The sequence below is a fragment of the Falsiroseomonas oryzae genome (assembly GCF_027856955.1).
Taxonomy (GTDB): domain Bacteria; phylum Pseudomonadota; class Alphaproteobacteria; order Acetobacterales; family Acetobacteraceae; genus Falsiroseomonas; species Falsiroseomonas oryzae.
This window is the reverse complement of sequence record NZ_JAPSMD010000080.1, coordinates 1-16532: the sequence shown is the minus strand read 5'-3', so window position 1 is coordinate 16532 and position 16532 is coordinate 1. Positions and strand designations below refer to the sequence as shown.

The 16532-nt window shown below is 72.1% G+C and carries 17 protein-coding genes; 8 read left to right on the top strand and 9 right to left on the bottom strand.

Features of this window, described 5'->3' with window-relative positions; genetic code table 11:
- Positions 1-47 precede the first annotated feature (47 nt).
- Entirely contained in the window at positions 48-650 is a 603-nt protein-coding gene (locus OZN99_RS10745; protein WP_270935213.1) for a PEP-CTERM sorting domain-containing protein, read from the bottom strand.
- 634 nt (positions 651-1284) lie between these two features.
- Between OZN99_RS10745 and OZN99_RS10740 the strand changes: the two genes are divergently transcribed.
- Entirely contained in the window at positions 1285-2001 is a 717-nt protein-coding gene (locus OZN99_RS10740) for a cistern family PEP-CTERM protein (protein WP_270935212.1), read from the top strand.
- A gap of 178 nt (positions 2002-2179) precedes the next feature.
- Here OZN99_RS10740 and OZN99_RS10735 read toward each other — a convergent pair whose 3' ends face one another.
- The 3 genes from OZN99_RS10735 to OZN99_RS10725 form a co-directional block, all read right to left on the bottom strand.
- Complete coding sequence (locus OZN99_RS10735; protein WP_270935211.1) at positions 2180-2806, bottom strand: PEP-CTERM sorting domain-containing protein; 627 nt, start codon at positions 2804-2806, stop codon at positions 2180-2182.
- Between the two features lie 322 nt (positions 2807-3128).
- Positions 3129-3755, bottom strand: coding sequence for a Maf family protein (locus tag OZN99_RS10730; protein WP_270935210.1), 627 nt, complete (start codon positions 3753-3755; stop codon positions 3129-3131).
- A 2-nt stretch (positions 3756-3757) separates the two neighbouring features.
- Positions 3758-4651: a pyruvate, water dikinase regulatory protein gene (locus OZN99_RS10725; protein WP_270935209.1), complete on the bottom strand. Its 894-nt coding sequence runs from the start codon at positions 4649-4651 to the stop codon at positions 3758-3760.
- 337 nt (positions 4652-4988) lie between these two features.
- Here OZN99_RS10725 and hemE point away from each other — a divergent pair, with 337 nt between their 5' ends.
- Both hemE and OZN99_RS10715 read left to right on the top strand, forming a co-directional pair.
- Positions 4989-6083, top strand: a complete 1095-nt coding sequence (gene hemE, locus OZN99_RS10720; RefSeq protein ID WP_270935208.1) for a uroporphyrinogen decarboxylase — start codon at positions 4989-4991, stop codon at positions 6081-6083.
- A 151-nt stretch (positions 6084-6234) separates the two neighbouring features.
- Positions 6235-7005 (top strand): META domain-containing protein, encoded by a 771-nt coding sequence (locus OZN99_RS10715; protein WP_270935207.1) that lies wholly within the window; start codon positions 6235-6237, stop codon positions 7003-7005.
- A 92-nt stretch (positions 7006-7097) separates the two neighbouring features.
- On the opposite strand, the gene OZN99_RS10710 is transcribed toward OZN99_RS10715, so the two are convergent.
- The 3 genes from OZN99_RS10710 to OZN99_RS10700 all read right to left on the bottom strand — a co-directional run bounded on the left by OZN99_RS10710 (position 7098) and on the right by OZN99_RS10700 (position 9460).
- The gene (locus OZN99_RS10710) at positions 7098-7448 is read right to left on the bottom strand and encodes a GYD domain-containing protein (RefSeq protein ID WP_270935206.1); all 351 of its coding nucleotides are present in this window, start codon (positions 7446-7448) and stop codon (positions 7098-7100) included.
- 87 nt (positions 7449-7535) lie between these two features.
- On the bottom strand, positions 7536-8774 hold the full coding sequence (gene mltA, locus OZN99_RS10705; RefSeq protein ID WP_270935205.1) for a murein transglycosylase A: 1239 nt from the start codon (positions 8772-8774) through the stop codon (positions 7536-7538).
- Positions 8774-9460: a Tim44/TimA family putative adaptor protein gene (locus tag OZN99_RS10700; RefSeq protein WP_270935204.1), complete on the bottom strand. Its 687-nt coding sequence runs from the start codon at positions 9458-9460 to the stop codon at positions 8774-8776. Before OZN99_RS10700 ends, mltA begins: the two co-directional genes overlap by 1 nt.
- 154 nt (positions 9461-9614) lie before the next feature.
- Here OZN99_RS10700 and OZN99_RS10695 point away from each other — a divergent pair, with 154 nt between their 5' ends.
- Entirely contained in the window at positions 9615-10175 is a 561-nt protein-coding gene (locus OZN99_RS10695) for a histidine phosphatase family protein (protein ID WP_270935203.1), read from the top strand.
- 162 nt (positions 10176-10337) lie between these two features.
- On the top strand, positions 10338-11846 hold the full coding sequence (locus OZN99_RS10690; protein ID WP_270935202.1) for an MltF family protein: 1509 nt from the start codon (positions 10338-10340) through the stop codon (positions 11844-11846).
- 24 nt (positions 11847-11870) lie between these two features.
- On the opposite strand, the gene OZN99_RS10685 is transcribed toward OZN99_RS10690, so the two are convergent.
- On the bottom strand, positions 11871-13025 hold the full coding sequence (locus OZN99_RS10685) for a DegT/DnrJ/EryC1/StrS family aminotransferase (RefSeq protein WP_270935201.1): 1155 nt from the start codon (positions 13023-13025) through the stop codon (positions 11871-11873).
- A gap of 266 nt (positions 13026-13291) precedes the next feature.
- On the opposite strand from OZN99_RS10685, the gene OZN99_RS10680 reads away from it, so the two are divergent.
- The 3 genes from OZN99_RS10680 to OZN99_RS10670 all read left to right on the top strand — a co-directional run bounded on the left by OZN99_RS10680 (position 13292) and on the right by OZN99_RS10670 (position 14822).
- Positions 13292-13714, top strand: coding sequence for a Rap1a/Tai family immunity protein (locus OZN99_RS10680; RefSeq protein WP_270935200.1), 423 nt, complete (start codon positions 13292-13294; stop codon positions 13712-13714).
- Between the two features lie 16 nt (positions 13715-13730).
- On the top strand, positions 13731-13943 hold the full coding sequence (locus OZN99_RS10675; protein ID WP_270935199.1) for a glycine zipper family protein: 213 nt from the start codon (positions 13731-13733) through the stop codon (positions 13941-13943).
- Positions 13944-14012: 69 nt separating this feature from the next.
- Positions 14013-14822 (top strand): hypothetical protein, encoded by an 810-nt coding sequence (locus OZN99_RS10670; protein WP_270935198.1) that lies wholly within the window; start codon positions 14013-14015, stop codon positions 14820-14822.
- A 6-nt stretch (positions 14823-14828) separates the two neighbouring features.
- Here the strand turns inward: OZN99_RS10670 and OZN99_RS10665 are convergent.
- Positions 14829-16532, bottom strand: a 1704-nt coding sequence (locus OZN99_RS10665) for a polysaccharide biosynthesis protein (protein WP_270935197.1), incomplete at its 5' end; no start/stop codon positions are given.

Here is a 16532-nt window from a genome sequence, read left to right as displayed (position 1 = left end):
GGTGCCGGCGGACGCCGCCGGCGACGCCGCGGCCTGACCGGCGCCGGTCAGGCCCGGCGGCGCGCGCGGCGAAGCGCGTTGAGCCCCAGCGCGGCCAGGCTGAACAGCGCCAGGGTGCCGGGTTCCGGAACGATGGCGGGCGGCGGGGCGACGACGAAGCTGTCGGTGTCGTCCAGGGGAGGCGGCAGGGCGCTGACGCGGGCGTAGTGGGAGACGTGGGAGACGTCGCGGCCGTCGCGCGGTGCGCCGGGGAAGGCGGGCCGGATGAAGGGGGTTTCCCACTCGCCGGCCTGCGCATCGACGAGGTAGGCGACGAGGGATTCGCGGCCGGACTTGAAGACCAGCATGAACATGTCGGCGTCGCGGGCCGAGGCGAAGCCCTTGCTGGCGAAGTCGTAGCCGCCCTCGTCGCCGCCGTCCTCCAGCTTGCCGAGCAGCGTCCAGTCGGTGTGGCCGAAATAGCCGGTGCCGGCGTTCACCACGCCCTTCGTGTCGTTCGTGTTGGCGCGGTCCACCAGGCAGTTCGTGGCGCCTTCGACGCGCCCGGCGAGGACGGCCAGGGCGCCGGTGCAGGCGATGGGGCCGGCAAGGGCGGCGGGCGCCGGTGCGAGAAGCAGGAGCAGCGCGGCGGCCGCCGTGCGGAGGGTCATGGTGTGTCGTCTCGCGCTGGGCCGTCCTGGCGGTCTGGCGCCCGGTCTTGGAGCGAGGGTTCTGGGTCGGTGGCCGTGGAGAAAACGGCTGGAGGCGTGCAGGAAGCGTTAACGCCCGACGCCGCGATCGGCCGGGGGCTCCTCTGGGACAGCGGCGACCCCGTTCCCGGGACTGCCCCCTCGTCAGGCGCCGGTCCGTCGGGAATCTTTACATTGTTCGCCAGCACCGTGGACGCTCGGCGCCACGGTGCCTTTCGCTCGGGAAAGCCGGTGGCCTGTCGTCAGCGCCCTGGAGGGTCCGACGCATAGCGGGCTGTCCGGCGACGCGAGGGAGATTCTTGCGCGGCCCCGTATCTTGGGACTGTGACGTGGGACACCCCCAGATATAGCGTTCCGTCTGCCTGAACGGCCGGACCGGCAACGCGCGACAACACAAGATTGTGAGATTGTCGTGTGGGTTGAGACCGGTATCCCGCGATGGGCGTCGAGATTCTTTACAATGTTCGGCATGAAGCATCTGTCTCACATGCCATCGCGCGTATTTTCAATGTCTTACCCAGCTGGCACGTTCGTTGCTTAGTGAGGAACCGTCAAGCTTCACCGCCGCCGGCAAAGACTAGGAAGGGTAGGCACCATGCTCGCAAAGACTGCCAGGACCGCGTTCTTCGGGATGGCCATGGGGGCTGCGGCGATCGTCGCGGCGCCGAAGGCCGAGGCGGCGTTCATAATGGATTATGTGGGCGTGAATGCGCCCGCCAACATCAGCGGCACGGCGCAGTTCACCTTCACCGACCTGCTGAACGGCAACGTCCAGCTGGCGCTGAAGCTCTCGAACACCTCGACCGCGACGTCGTCCAACGTCACGGCCTTCGGCTTCGACCTGCCGACCGGCACCGTGAACATCGAACTCACGCAGTCGAATGGCTGGGCGATGAACCTGGTGGATGAGCCCATCAACGGCTCCAGCCCGACCTTCGACGTCTGCATCGAGTCCGACAACAACAACAACTGCGCGGGCAACAACCCGGCGCAGGGCATTGCGCAGGGCAACTCGCTGACCTTCCTGTTCAGCATCGACACGCTGCTGACCGCGGCCAGCTACGAGACGAACACGCGCAACCTGTACGATGGTCCTAACCAGCCGACCTCAGGCATGCGGTTCCAGGCCATCACCGGCGTGAGCGGCACGACCTCCGACCGCGCCTTCAATGGCCCGCCCGGCGACGTCCCGACCACGCCGGACGCCGTGGTGCCGGAGCCCGCCACGCTGGCGCTGTTCGGCGTGGGCCTCGCCGGGCTCGGCCTGGCGAGCCGCCGGCGCCGGCGCCCGGTGGAGCAGCCGGCTGCCTGACGCCGACAGCCCTCTCGAGGGGCTGTAAAGAATCTCGACGGGCCCGGCCGGTAACGGCCGGGCCCGTTCGCGTTCGGGGTGATCGGGCCGCTGCCTGACGCGAACGTGACGCGCAGTAGCCCCCCGTGCCAGGGCGCGCACGGCGACGCGGGTCGCCGTGCGCGATCGGAGCGTCAGGTCAGCGCCAGCGGCGCCGGCCTGCCGCGCCGAGCCCGAGCAGGCCAAGCCCGAACAGGGCGAGGCTGGCCGGTTCCGGCACCGCATCGGGGTTCGTGTTGCCATCCAGGCGATAGGCAATGGTGTAGTGCGACACCTCCTTGCCCTCTGCGCCGACGTCGAAGGGCGGGCTCACGAAGGGCGTGGTCCAGAGGCCGTTGCTGACGCTCTCGTCGAACAGGAAGGCGGTCAGGTTCGTGCCCGCGCCATCCTTGAAGACGATGATGTAGTCGCGGTCGGCGAAGTCCACGTCGGCGATGGACCAGCTTCCGGAAGCGGCATTCGAGTCGAGCTGGGTCTGGCCGTTGTCCACCCAGTCGCTGAAGCCGAAGAAGCCGGTCGCGTTGATGGTCGCGATGTTGGCGATGGTGTTGTTGTCGGCGGGATAGATGAACTGGCAGCTGCTGACCGCCGTCGCGGTCCCGGCCGCGTTGGTCACCTTCCCCAGCAGGTCCGCCGACGTCACCGGGGGAAAGACGCCGACTCCCGCAGTCCCCCCGCAGCCGACCAACGCCGCCTGCGCCTGCTGCGGCCCGGCGGTCAAGGCCAGCGCGACCAGCGCGGCAGCACCCAGCCATTGTGCTTTCATGGCACGACCTCTCTTTTTCGTTACTCTCGTCAAGGCGTGAGAGCAGCGGAGAGCCTCGCAACTTGCGTGCCATTGAATATTCGTATGCCTGACGGCCGCTGACCTGACTTTGCCGTTCCTGACGGTTTCAGACATTGTAAAGATAACCGACATCGGAACGTATGCATTGGCCAGATTGGTACTTGCTATCTTGCTAAATCAACAACTTCACTGATGTAAAGTTTTCCGACGCCGCGGCGTCGAATGGCTGCGAAGTTGGGCATTGCGCGCCGGCCGCCGGCTCATCCGGGCGCCACCAGCCCGATCACATCGATGCGATCCGTCAGCCCGCCAGCACGCCATGCCCACGCAGGAAGCCCAGCAAGGGGGTCAGCGGCAGGCCGAGGATGGCAGCGTGCTCGCCCTCCACCCGGCTGAACAGGTGGATCCCCAACCCCTCCAGCCGATAGGCGCCGACGCTGGCCAGGATCGCCTCTCCCTCCGCGGCCAGGTAGGCGTCCAGGAAGGCCTCGGTGAAGCCGCGCATGGTAAGGCGGGGGATCGAGACGTCCTGCCAGACGCGCTCCCCACCGCGCCAGGCGACGGTCGCGGTGACCAGGCGGTGGGTGCGGCCGCGCAGCGCCAGCAGGTTTGCCCGCGCCTCCGCCATATCGGCCGGCTTGTCGAACCAGCGGTCCTTCGCGTCCTCCATCCGGCACACCAGCAGCTGGTCGCTGCCGATCACCAGGGCCTCGGGCATGCGGCGGGCGATGCGCTCGGCCTTGGCCTCGGCGAGCAGGATGGCGGCGTCCTCCGGCGGGATGCCCTCGGCCTGCGCGCTCTCCTTCAGAGCGGCCTCGTCCACCGCCGCCGGCATCGCCTCGAAGGCCAGGCCGGCACGGGTCAGGAGGGTGCGGCGCGTGGCGCTGGCGGAGGCCAGCACCAGGCGCGGCGCGTCGCGTTGCAGCATGGTCAGCCGGAGCCCAGCACGCCGGCGGCCGGGTCCTCCGGCGCGTGCGGCGTGGCGGGCTGGCGGCGGCGGGCGTGCCAGGCCTCCATCAGCTGCAGGACGGTCGCCGCCGTCTCCTCGATGGAGCGGCGGGTCACGTCGATGACCGGCCAGCCGCGCTGGGTGCAGAGCCGGCGCGCGGCCTGGATCTCCGCCTTCACCGCCTCGTGGTCCACGTAGTCCGTGGCGTCCTGCCGCACCCCGCCGGCGCCGATCAGCCGCAGCCGGTGGCGGCGGATCTCGATCAGCGCGCCGGCCTCGATGTAGAGGCCGACCACCGGGCAGGGCGGATCGTTCAGCTCGTCCGGCAGGGTGGCGCCGGGCACGATCGGGACATTCGCCGCCTTGATGCCGCGGTTGGCCAGGTAGAAGCAGGTCGGCGTCTTGCTGCTGCGGGAGACGCCGACGAGGCAGACATCGGCCTCGTGGATGCCGGCCACGCCCTGGCCGTCGTCATGCGCCAGCACGTAGTGCATGGCGTCGATGCGGCGGAAGTAGTCGGCATCCATCACGTGCTGCGCGCCCCGCTTCTCCCGCGCGCGCTCGCCGAGCTCGGCCTGCAGCACCTCCATGACGGGATCGAGGGGCGAGAGCAGCGGCACGCCGACGCGGGCGCAATGCTCCTCCAGCGCGTGGCGCAGGCTGCGGTCCACCAGGGTGTACATGACCGGGCCGGGCTCCGCCTCGATGCCTTCCAGCACGCGGTCGAGCTGGAGGCGTGAACGGATCAGCGACCAGCGATGGTGGATGACGTGCGGCTCGTCGAAGCGGGAGAGGGTGGCGCGGGCGATGGAGTTCAGCGTCTCCCCGGTGCTGTCGGAGACGAGGTGCAGGTTGACCGTGCGGTGCTGCGGCATGGCGGCTTCCCCCCCGGACGGGCCTTCCCGGACCGCGCGGAGATCGGGGATGGCGGGGAAAACCCGGGGCGGTCAAGGCCGCGATCGGGCAAGCCGGGGAAAACCGGCGCTGCGGCCGCGCATGGGATGGCTTCGCGCGGACGTGTCCCGGGATCGGGATGAAGAGAAATACACCTGCCGTGCCAACGGGTTGGGTGCCGATGCTCGCGTGGACAGGGCTGTGGACGAGGGGCGGAACGCACCCATCCCCGATGCCCACAGGCCCTACTGACACCCCTCCCCTTCAAGGATTCAGAGTCTTTTAGGATGATGGGCGTCGGAAACGCGGGAGGCGGTGTTGTCGGCAGAGGCCCAAGGGGCGGGGAATACGAGCGCGGCGAATACGGGCACGGAGGCACGCAAGCCGCTGCTGCGGGCGCTGGGGGGCGAGGCCGTCTGGCCGCCGCCCATGTGGCTGATGCGCCAGGCCGGGCGCTACCTGCCGGAATACCGCGAGGTCCGGGAGAAGGCGGGCGGCTTCATCGCGCTCTGCACCACGCCGGACCTGGCGGCGGAGGTGACGATCCAGCCGATCCGCCGCTACGGCATGGACGGGGCGATCCTGTTCTCCGACATCCTGATGGTGCCCTGGGCGCTGGGCCAGCCGCTGCGCTTCGCGGAAGGCGAGGGGCCGGTGCTGGAGCCGCTGCGCGACGCCGCCGCGGTGGCCGCGCTGGAGCTCGACCGGGTGCGGGACCGCGCCGCGCCCATCTTCGAGACGGTGCGGCTGACGCGCGCCGCGCTGGAGGCCCATGCGCCCAAGGTCTCGCTGATCGGCTTCGCCGGCAGCCCCTGGACGGTGGCGGCCTACATGGTGGAGGGGCATGGCAGCCGGGACTTCCACACCGCGCGCGGCATGGCCTTCAGTGACCCGGCGCTGTTCGGGCGGCTGATCCGCACGCTGGTGGAGGCGACGACCGACTACCTGCTGGCGCAGATCGAGGCCGGCGCCGAGGCGGTGATGCTGTTCGACAGCTGGGCCGGCATGCTGCCGCCCAGCCAGTTCCGGCGCTGGGTGATCGAGCCGACGGTGACCATCGTGCGCAACATCCAGCGCCTGCACCCGTCCGTGCCGGTGGTGGGCTTCCCGCGCCTGGCCGGGCCGCTGATCGGCGAATACGTGCAGCGCACGGGCGTGAACACGGTGGCGATGGACACCTCCATGGATCCGCGCTTCGCGGCCTCCGCGGTGCCGGCGAATGTCGGGCTGCAGGGCAACCTGGATCCGCTGGCGCTGGTGGCCGGCGGGATCGCGCTGGAGACCGAGGCGCGGCAGATCCTGGCGGCGATGCGCGGCCGGCCCTTCGTGTTCAACCTCGGCCACGGGATCGAGAAGGTGACGCCGCCCGAGCACGTGGCGCAGCTGGTGCGGCTGGTGCGCAGCGGGGGGTAGCGTTCCGCCCAGGGGCGGCCCGGCGACCCGCTGACCGGGATTCGATTGGCCGCCGCCAGCGTTTCGGGCGCATCCTGGGCATGGGCATCGGGACGCGCCTGGGATGCCCGGCGCGGCCATGCGCGCGGCGAGCGACCTGGGAGATGCGACGATGCAGCAGACCCGCCGCGCCATACTGGCGGCCTCCGCGACGCTCCTGGCCGCGCGCGACGCGGCGGCGCAGTCGCCGGCCATCCATGGCCGCGCCACCCTCCGCGAGCGCGGCGCGCTGCCGCCGGGCGCGGTCTTGTTCGTCGAACTGCTGGAGGCGACCGGAACCCAGCTGGTCCGGCTGGCGGATGCCACCGTGCCGGTCGTGCGCCAGCCGCCGGTCTGGTTCACCCTGCCCTATCCGCCGGCCAGCATCGCCGCCGGGCGTCAGCATCTCGTGCGCGGCTGGATCCTGGTGGACGGCGTGGCGGCCTGGGCGAGCGCGGCGCCGCAACCCGTGCTGACGCAGGGCGCCGGGCAGGAAGTGGACCTGGTGCTGGAGCGTGCCGTCCCGGGCACGGGGCCCGCGATGCTGGCCCCGACGGCGCCATCGGCTGCGCTGGTGGGGCAGGTCTGGTTGGCGCAGGAGATCGGCGGGCTGGGCGTGTTGCCGAACTACGCCAGCACGCTGCGCTTCCGCCCGGACGGGCTGGCGCAGGGGACCACCGGCTGCAACCGCTTCGCCGTGGGCTACACGGTGGACGCTGCCGGGATGCGGTTCGGCCCGCTGAGCAGCACGCATCTGCGCTGCGCGCCCGATCTGGAGGACCAAGACCGGCGGCTGCACCAGGCGCTCGGCCAGGTACTGGATTGGCGCATGGATGCCGGCGGATTGCAGCTGCTGGACGCGGGCGACGTCCCGGTGCTGCGGCTGGTGCCGCAGGCCGGGTAGGCGACGCGCGGGGCAATGCGGCCCGGGCGCGTGGTGTCGCTGGTGCCGTCGGGCGACGGCTGCAGGAAAGCGCCGCGCCCCCGTCCGGCCTTTCAGTTGCCGGGCATACGCTCCCCTGGCGGGGAGTAGTTGCCGGTGCCGGTGTCCTTGACCTTCTGCATCGCCTGCCGTGCCTCGGCCATGGTCAGCAGGGCCACCGTCTCGAAGCGCGAGAAGGCGCCGGAGCCGGTGACGCGCATGCTCGCGGCGGCCACGCTGGTCGTGTCGGGAAACTCCGCGACGCAGAAGCCGTCATGCTCGCCGAGGCTGAGGTAGTAGCAGAGCAGCCTTCCACCGAAGGATTCGATCACCTGGCGCGCGGCCTGCTCGCGGTCCTGCGGGTTCTCGGTCAGCGCCTTGATGGTGGTGTCCTTGAAGGACCAGCGCAGCATGTAGTGGGGCATGGTGCCCTCCCCGTTCTCCTTGGCCGTTCCCGGCACGGGGAGACTAGGCGGGCCATGTTTCGCGGCCGTGTCGCGCACGCGACCGTGTCAGCGGGGCAGCAGCACGAACAGCGCCGCCGGGTCACGCATCCGTCCCGCCCGTTCCGCCGCCTGCTCGCCCCACCCCGTGAACAGATCCGCCCGCGCCAGGCCGCGGATGGCGCCGCCGGTGTCCTGCGCGAGGGTCAGGCGCCGCAGCGGCGCGCCGTCCAGCGGGTCGCGGCCGGACACCCAGACCGGCAGGCCAAGCGGCACATGGGTGCGGTCCACGGCGACGGAGCGCATCGGCGTCAGCGGCGCGCCGAGCGTGCCCACGGGCCCCTGCTCCGGTGGCAGGTCGAGCACGCGGAAGAAGACGTAGCTGGGGTTGCGGGCCATCAGCGCGGCGGCCTCGGCCGGGCCGGCCTGCGTCATCCAGGCGCGGATGGACTGCATGGAGACCCGCTCGCGCGGCAGCGCGCCGCTCTCCACCAGGAAGCGGCCGATGGCGACATAGGGGTGGCCGTTCCAGCCGGCATAGCCGAGCCGCAGCACGCGGCCGTCCTCGAAGCGGACGCGGCCGGAGCCCTGGACCTGCAGGAAGAAGGCATCCGCCGGGTCGTCCACCCAGGCGAGCTCCAGCCCGCGCGCGTCGAGCGCGCCGGCCAGGATGGCGGCACGGTCGGGGAAGGGGTGCAGGCGGCCTTCGCGCACCACCCCGGCGATGCGGCGGCCGCGCAGCTCGGCGATGTGCGTGCCGAGATCGGCCTCCACCAGCTCGGGCGGGCGGGCATGGAGGGGAGTGGCGAAGCGGGCGGTGCGGGTCGGGCTGCCGCGCAGCTCCGGCTCGAAATAGCCGGTCAGCGTGCCCTCTCCGAGCGCCACCGGGCGGAAGCGGCGTTCCAGGAAGGCGCGGGCGGCGGCGTCGCCCGGGGGCAGGGTCGCGGCCTCGGTGCAGGCCGGGGCGAGGGCCGCGGGGGTGACCTGGGTAGCCCCGGTGCCGCCGAGCGGGCGGTCCGGCGGCAGGCCGGCGATGGTCCGGCAGGTGGCGAGAAGCGGCGGGATGGCCTCGGCGTGGCGGTCGGCAGCCCAGCCGGGCAGGTCGGCGAAAACGACGTCGCGCGGGTAGGTGGGCGGCGCCGTGCAGGCGGCGAGGAGGATGAGCAGAAACAGGGAAAGGCCGGCGCGGGCGCCAATTCCCTCCCGCTCCGATCGTGGGAGGCCGTTCGTGCCCCCACCCCGACCAGCCTTCGGCCTCGTTGCGGTGCCCCGAGCCCCCGCTTCGCGGGAGACGGGGAAGCCGAGCATCAGGCCGACTGGGTCGCCACCAGCTTCCAGGTCGGATCCGGGTTCCGCAGGTCGCGCTGGAAGGTCCAGATGTCGGTCAGCTCGGTGACGGCCTCGGCGCCGGCTACCACGCCGCCGTCGCGCCCCGTGGTGAGGTTCACCTGGTCGGAGACGAAGCGCACGGTGACGTCGGCGATCGTGCCGCGGAGGTCGGCGGTCTCGATCTTCGTCTCCTGCATGGCGCGAACCTCGCTGCGCTGGGTCTCGCCGGCCTGCTCGCGGCGGGAGATCTCGCCCTCGAAGCCGCCGAAGGTGTCGTCCGAGAGCAGGGCGCGCAGCGTGTCGCGGTCGCCGCGGGCGAAGGCGTCCACGATCATGCGGAACGCACCCTCGGCGCCGTGCAGGAAGCCGTTGGGGTCGAAGGTCGGGTCCACGCCGCGGATGCGCAGCAGCGCCTGGCCCACCGGGCTGCGCGGGTCGGGCACGATGCGGCGGGTGCCATCGGCCGGCAGCTGCGCGGGCGGCAGCTCGCCCGGCAGGTCGGACGCGGGGGCGCCGCGGGCGGCCTGCGGGTCGTAGGCGCCCGGGCCCTCGCGCCGCGGGCGCTCGAAGCCGGTGCGGCGGCCGAGGACGCTGCGCAGGCGCAGGACCAGGAAGGCCGCGACCATCGCGAACAGGATCAGATCGACCGGGAAGCCGCCGGACATGGATAACTCCTCACTCGCCCATCACTTAGGGCTCGCGGGGCCGACCCGCAACGGCAAGAATCGTCCTCCGTCGTCGGGGGCCTCGCATGGCGGTTGCCGCGCCGGGGCCGCTTCGGTATCGGCCCGGGACACCACCCCGGAGAACGGCGCCGCGATGATCCTGCTTCGCCACGGCCAGAGCGAGTTCAACCTGCTGTTCACCCAGACCCGCCGGGACCCGGGCATCAAGGACCCGAAGCTGACCCCCCTGGGGCAAGCCCAGGCGGAGGCCGCAGCGGAGGCGCTGGCCGCCCGGCAGGAGATCCGGCGCATCATCGCCTCCCCCTACACGCGGGCGCTGCAGACCGCGGCGCCGCTGGCCCGCCGGCTCGGGCTGCCGGTGATGGTCAATCCCGTGGTGCGGGAGCGCTATGCCTTCACCTGCGACATCGGCAGTCCCGTCACGGCGCTGCGCGCGGAGTGGCCGCATCTCGACCTGGACCACCTGGAGGAGATCTGGTGGCCGGAGATCGAGGAGCCCGCCGAGCAGGTCCTGGCCCGCGCCGCGCGCTTCCGCGGCGAGATGGCGGCACTGCAGGACTGGTCGCACACCGTGGTGGTCAGCCACTGGGGCTTCATCCTCTCGATGACCGGGCAGAGCGTGGCGAACGGCCAGTGGCTGGACTGCGACCCGACCCAGCCGGCGCTCGAGGAGGTGAGCTGGGTGCATCACTGAGCGGCCGGCGCGGCGCCCCGCACCGCGCATCGGCCACGCCGCTTTCGCATCGAACCGACTGTGTATGTTTCCGGCCTTGCATGTCTATTCTGCGTCCGGGATCCGGGGGATCCGCGGATGCCGGCGCGGCCGTCTGCCGGCGATGGAGGAAGGAGGGCGAGAATGGCCCCGTTCGCCGGTGCGCGCCGTCTGCTGGTGCGGCTGTTCCTGGGCCTGCTGCTGGCGCTGCCGGCCCTCGGCCCGGCTCGCGCCCAGGGCGCCGACGCCGATGACGAGGGCACCACGGTCGGCGACAGCCTGCTGCTGATTCTGAACGAGCCGTTCCGCGGCGACTGGCCGCAGATCCGCGAGCGTCGCCTGCTGCGCGTGCTGACCACCTACAACCGCACCAACTTCCTGATCGAGCACGGCGAAGGGCGCGGCCTGGAATACGAGGCGATGCGGTGGCTCGAGCAGTTCGTGAACGACCGCAACGCGCCGGGCGGCCCCGCGGGCCTGCGGGTCGTCTTCGTGCCGGTGGCGCGCAACGACCTGATCCCGGCGCTGCTGGACGGGCGCGGCGACGTGATCGCCGCCGGCATGACCGCCACGGAGGAGCGCGCCGGACGCGTCGCCTTCTCCACGCCCTACATGCGCGGCGTGGCGGAGGTGGTGGTGCGGCACAAGGATGCGCCGCCCGTCGCGACGCCCGAGGATCTGTCCGGCCGCGCGCTGCTGCTGACCCGCGGCACCTCCTATGTCGCGAACGCGCGGGCGCTGGACGAGCGGCTGCGCGCCGCTGGACGGCCGGGCATCCGCATCGTCGAGGCGCCCGACCACCTGGAGACCGAGGACGTGCTGGAGATGGTGAACGCGGGCATCGTGCCCTACACCATCGCGGACAGCCACCTGGCCGAGGTGTGGGACCGGCTGCTGGCGAACATCGTGGTGCAGGACGGCGTGGCGCTGGCGCGGGACCAGACGATCGCCTGGGCGGTGCGGCCCGATGCGCCGGAGCTGAAGGCGCTGCTCGACCGGTTCGTGACGGAGCGCGTGGCGCGCGACCGGGCGACGGCGATGACGATCTTCCGCCGCTACTTCGAGAGCACGCGCTTCCTGGACAACCCGCTGAACCTCGATGTCCGCGACCGCATCCGGCAGTACTCCCGGCATTTCCGCGCCGAGAGCGACCGGGTCGGCTTCAACTGGCTGATGATGCTGGCGCAGTCCTTCCAGGAGAGCCGGCTGGATCCCGCCGCGCGCAGCCATGTGGGCGCCGTCGGCATGATGCAGCTGATGCCCGCGACCGGGCGCGAGGTGGGCGTGCGGAACCTCGCGGATGCGGAGCAGAACATCCGTGGCGGCATCATCTACATGGACCAGCTGCGCGACCGCTACTTCAACGACCCGGCGATCGACGAGGCGAACCGGATCTACTTCGCGCTGGCCGCCTACAATGCGGGGCCCAACCGCATCAACCGCCTGCGGCAGGAGGCGGCGCGCGAGGGGCTGGACCCGAACCGCTGGTTCGGCCAGGTGGAGCGCGTCGTGCAGCGCCGCGTCGGCAGCGAGCCGGTGCGCTACGTCGGCAACATCGTCACCTACTTCCTGACCTATGCCGGGATCGCCGAGCAGATGGGCGAGCGCGACGAGGACCGCGCGGAGCTGCGGCGGATCCTGGCCGGGGAGTAGCGCCCGGCGCGACGGCGCCGCCCGTCAGACCGCGCGGCGAACCGCCGCGACGACGCGCGCGACCTCCTCCGCCGTCAGGTAGGGATGCATCGGCAGCGACAGGATGCGGTGGCACAGCATCTCGCTGACCGGCAGCGGCGGCGGGCCGGCCAGGATGCTGCCGGCATGCGCGGCAGCGTAGGCGGGCTGATGGTGCAGCGGCTTCGGGTAGTAGATGCCGCTCGGCACGCCTTCGGCCTTCATCGCCTCCTGCACGCGGGCGCGGTCGGCGCCTTCGGGCAGCAGGATGGAGTAGAGGCCCCAGGCATGCTCGGCGCCGGGGATGCTGGTCGGCACCTGCACCAGGCCACGCAAGCCATCCGCATAGGCCGCGGCGACCTTCGTGCGCGCCGCGAGCTCGCCCTCCAGCAGCGGCAGCTTCGCCAGCAGCACCGCGGCCTGCATCGTGTCCAGCCGGCCGTTCATGCCGGTGCGCAGCACCTCGTAGCGCGACTTGCCCTCGCCATGCGTGCGCAGCTGGCGGTAGAGCTCGGCGCGGTCGGCGTCGTCGGTCAGCAGCGCGCCGCCGTCGCCGTAGCAGCCGAGCGTCTTGGTCGGGTAGAAGCTCAGCGCGGTGGCATGGCCCCAGCGCCCCAGCCGCTTGCCGTGCAGCGCCGCGCCGAAGGCCTGTGCCGCGTCATCCAGCGCGAACATGCCGTGCCGTGCGCAGATCGCCTCGATCGCCGGCCAGTCGGCGGGCAGGCCGAAGAGGTCCACGCCGACCACGGCGCGCGGCGTCAGCTTCCCGTCCTTCAGCACCAGCGCGATGCGGCGCTCGAGGTCGGCGAGGTCGAGGTTGAAGGTCACGGGATCGACGTCCACGAAGACCGGCGTGGCGCCCAGCACCAGCGGCACCTCGGCCGTCGCGGTGTAGGTGAAGGCGGGCAGGAACACCGCGTCGCCGCGGCCGATCCCCTCCGCCATCATGGCGATCTGCAGCGCATCGGTGCCGGAGGAGACACCGACGGCATGCGCGCAGCCGGCAAAGCGCGCCAGCTCCGCCTCCAGCTCGCGCACCTCCGGGCCGTTGATGAAGGCGCCGCTGTCCAGCACGGCGGCCAGGCGGCGGTCGAGTTCGGCGCGGATCAGCGCCTGCTGCGCCTTCATGTCGAACAGCGCGACGGGGCGGGGAGAGGTCATGGCGGGCTGAATAGCCCCGGGGCCCCGCGCCGTCCAAGTCACCGCAGGTTTCGCCGGGTTGCCGGGGCGGCGGCGCTGCACCCGGACATTGCTCGGCCCGTGGGTGACGGCCAGGTCGGCATGGCCGGGCGGCGGGGCTGGAATTCCCGATACAGGTCTGGGCTGCATGGCCGATTGGCAGCGGCTGCATGGATGGCCTAGCCTCTCAACTTCCGCGTCCGGGCGAGCGGCCCGGGTCCGGCAACGAAGGAAGGAGGACCGCGCGCATGAGGCGAGCGACCTGGCTGCCAGCCACCATTTTCGCCATGGGCCTGGGGATAGGCCCTGCCCTCGCCCAGGGCAGCACCCCCAGCACGGCCGAACCGGTTTCGACGGCGACGCTGGCCTCGATCTGCGCGGCCACGAGCCCGAATGCGGAATCGCCGCTGACGGCGTACTGCCGCGGCTTCATGGTGGGGGTGGGGCAGTACCACAACGCCGTCTCGGCCGCGCGCGGCCGGCGCATCTTCTGCCTGCCCGACCCGAGCCCGACGATCGAGCAGGTGCAGTCCGCCTTCGTGCGCTGGGCCGCGGCGAACACGCAGTACGGCCAGGACAGGGCGGTGGACGGGCTGATGCGCTTCGCCGCGACGACCTATCCCTGCCCGCCGGAACCGGCGCCCGCCAACACCCGCGCGCGCCAGCGCTGAAGCGGAGGACCTCATCATGCGGAAACTCGCCGTCATCCTGCCCGTCGCGCTGGCGCTCGCCGGCTGCGCCGACATGACCAGCTCGCAGCGCGCGACCGCGACGGGCGCGGGCGTCGGCGCCGTCGGCGGCCTGGCGCTGGGCTCGCTGTCCGGCAATGCCGGCATGGGCGCGCTGATCGGCGCCGGCGTCGGCGCCGCCAGCGGCTTCCTGATCGACCAGAACCGCTGACCCGGCGCTGCCCGGGCCGCGTGTCGCGCGGCCCGGGGAGGGAGCGCGATTCCAGTCCCGGGAGGTTCCATGACGCGGAAGCGGCTTTCGTGGCTGCTCGCCAGCTTCGGAGCCGTGCTCGGCACGCTGCTGGTGCTGGACAGGCTGGTGTCAGGCGGCGCCGTCGAGCGGGGGCTGGGACCGGAAGCCTACAAGGCCCTGCTGCAGCTTTCGCTGGCCTCCGTGCTCGGCAGCGCGATCGCGCTCTATGTCAGCATCCTCAAGGACGACGAGGCGCAGCGTCAGGCTGACGCAAAGGAGGCGCAGGCGCGGAAGGACGCCGAAAGCGATGCGCGGCGCTTGATCTCGCGGGAGCTCGACCAGCTCTACCGCGACACCAAGGCAATCAAGCGCACCATGCGGTCCCGCTCCGTCCGTCGCGGCGCCGCTTACGAGATCCCCCGCAAGTTCTTCGAAGCCTCCATGGACCGCCTGACGGAACGCCAGATCGCCCTGGAGCTGCTGCGCGAAGGTCTGGACGAGCGATCGTCCGGCATCGCGCCGGCGGAGGCTGCGCGGCTGCGGCCTCTGCTCCACTACGCCGCGCGCTACTACCATGATGTTTTCGAGGACTTCGAGCAGGGTCGCGTTCCGCAGCAGGCGGACGCCTATGTGGTCGGCCCGGACTGCACGAACCTCTATGGCTTCCTCTGGTCGGACGGCGTGCCGAAAGGGCTGGAGGCGGACATCGCGCGGTTCCTGGACACCGGGCTGCCGCGCGCGGAGCGAGACGTCGCCTTCGCGAGGATCCTCGCCGCGCGCAGAGGGCCGGACGACCGACGGTTCCGGAAGGTCGCGGAGGGATGCATCGCGGAATCGGTCGCGCAGATGCGCGCCTGAGCCGCGCTACGCGCCGTTCCCCGGCGGGGCGAATTCCGGGACCAGGCGCGACAGCTCCGCCAGGGCGCCGGCACGGTCGCCTGCGGTGGCCAGCGCGGCGACGTGGTCGATGGCGCGCGCCATCTCGGCGGCGTCGGTGGTGCGCGGCACCGCCACCAGCAGGCCGGGGAAGTTGGTGGGGTGCGGGGGCTCCTGGCCGTGGAACAGCTCCTCGTAGAGCTTCTCGCCGGGGCGAAGGCCGGTGAAGCGGATCTCCACGTCGTCGTCGGGGCGCAGGCCGGCCAGGCGGATCATGCGGCGGGCGAGGTCCACGATCTTCACCGCCTCCCCCATGTCCAGCACGAAGATCCCGCCTTCGCGCAGCTCGGGCGGCGCGTCCACGCGGTCGGTGGCGCCGACCACCGCGGCCTGCAGCACCAGCCCCACCGCCTCCCTCACCGTCATGAAGTAGCGGCGCATGTCGGGATGGGTGACCGTCAGCGGCCCGCCGCGCTCGAGCTGGCGGCGGAACAGCGGGACCACGCTGCCGGTGGAGCCGAGCACGTTGCCGAAGCGTACGGTGACCAGGCGCATCGCGCCCTTCGCCCGCGCGTCGTCGCCGCTGGCGGCGCGGGACTCACGATCCAGCGCCTGGCAGTACATCTCGGCCAGGCGCTTGGAGGCGCCCATCACGCTGGTGGGGTTCACCGCCTTGTCGGTGGAGATGAAGACCATCAGCGAACAGCCGGCCTCCCGCGCCGCATCGGCCACCACGCGGGTGCCGAGGGCGTTGGTGAGCAGCCCCTCCAGCGGGTCGTTCTCCACCATCGGCACGTGCTTCAGCGCGGCAGCGTGGAAGACCAGCTCGGGCCGGATCTCCGCCAGAAGGCGGCGGATGCGCGGCTCGTCGCGGACATCGGCCAGCACGGCCTGGCGCTTCACGTCGGGGTGGCGCTCCCGCAGCTCGAGGTCGATCTCGTAGAGCACGTATTCGCCGTGATCGAGCAGCACGAGGCTGGCGGGCCCAAGCGCGGCGACCTGCCGGGCCAGCTCGCCGCCGATGGTGCCGCCGGCGCCGGTGACCAGCACGCGCCGGCCCTGCACCAGGCGGGCCATGCCTTCGCGGTCCAGCGGGACCTGCGGGCGGTCCAGCAGCTCCTCGATCTCGATGGGGCGGAGCGCGACGGGGGCGTCGGGCTCGGCCCGCTCGCCGGGGCGGCGGCTGGCGGCCTGCAGCGCGGTGAGGCTGGGCAGGCGCTTCACCGGCACGCCGTGGCGGTCGCAGGCATCCAGCAGGCGCTGCAGCTCGATCCCCTGGAGCTGCGGCGTGGCCAGCACGACCAGGGCGGGCAGGCGGCCTTCGTCGCGCAGCATGTCCAGCACGGCGGAGGCGTCCTCCGCGGTGCCCAGTACCGGCACGCCATGGATGCGCCGGCCCATCTGGCGCGACCGCATGGAGAGGATGCCCATGACGCGATAGGAGACGCCCTTCTCCTGCCACAGGGCGCGCAGGAACAGGTCGGTGCCGTCGCCGGCGCCGACCAGCAGCACGCTCTGCGCCGGGGTGTCGGCGAGCGGGCCGGCGCGGCCGGCATGGCGCATCCGGGCCGCGACGCGCGTGCCGCCGAGCAGTGCCGTCAGGACCAGGGCGTGGATGACGGGGAAGGCGAGGTTGGGCGGCCGCCAGGCGCCGGCGGCGTGCAGCGCGCCCCAGAACAGCGCCGCGCCGCC

Coding starts and splice junctions, on each gene's coding strand:
- OZN99_RS10710 (WP_270935206.1), bottom strand. CDS start 7,448: ATGCCCCACTACATGCTGCGCTGGTCCTTCAAGGACACCACCATCAAG.
- mltA (WP_270935205.1), bottom strand. CDS start 8,774: ATGCTCGGCTTCCCCGTCTCCCGCGAAGCGGGGGCTCGGGGCACCGCA.
- OZN99_RS10745 (WP_270935213.1), bottom strand. CDS start 650: ATGACCCTCCGCACGGCGGCCGCCGCGCTGCTCCTGCTTCTCGCACCG.
- OZN99_RS10735 (WP_270935211.1), bottom strand. CDS start 2,806: ATGAAAGCACAATGGCTGGGTGCTGCCGCGCTGGTCGCGCTGGCCTTG.
- OZN99_RS10730 (WP_270935210.1), bottom strand. CDS start 3,755: ATGCTGCAACGCGACGCGCCGCGCCTGGTGCTGGCCTCCGCCAGCGCC.
- OZN99_RS10675 (WP_270935199.1), top strand. CDS start 13,731: ATGCGGAAACTCGCCGTCATCCTGCCCGTCGCGCTGGCGCTCGCCGGC.
- OZN99_RS10695 (WP_270935203.1), top strand. CDS start 9,615: ATGATCCTGCTTCGCCACGGCCAGAGCGAGTTCAACCTGCTGTTCACC.
- OZN99_RS10725 (WP_270935209.1), bottom strand. CDS start 4,651: ATGCCGCAGCACCGCACGGTCAACCTGCACCTCGTCTCCGACAGCACC.
- OZN99_RS10690 (WP_270935202.1), top strand. CDS start 10,338: ATGGCCCCGTTCGCCGGTGCGCGCCGTCTGCTGGTGCGGCTGTTCCTG.
- OZN99_RS10700 (WP_270935204.1), bottom strand. CDS start 9,460: ATGTCCGGCGGCTTCCCGGTCGATCTGATCCTGTTCGCGATGGTCGCG.
- OZN99_RS10685 (WP_270935201.1), bottom strand. CDS start 13,025: ATGACCTCTCCCCGCCCCGTCGCGCTGTTCGACATGAAGGCGCAGCAG.
- OZN99_RS10680 (WP_270935200.1), top strand. CDS start 13,292: ATGAGGCGAGCGACCTGGCTGCCAGCCACCATTTTCGCCATGGGCCTG.
- OZN99_RS10740 (WP_270935212.1), top strand. CDS start 1,285: ATGCTCGCAAAGACTGCCAGGACCGCGTTCTTCGGGATGGCCATGGGG.
- OZN99_RS10670 (WP_270935198.1), top strand. CDS start 14,013: ATGACGCGGAAGCGGCTTTCGTGGCTGCTCGCCAGCTTCGGAGCCGTG.
- OZN99_RS10715 (WP_270935207.1), top strand. CDS start 6,235: ATGCAGCAGACCCGCCGCGCCATACTGGCGGCCTCCGCGACGCTCCTG.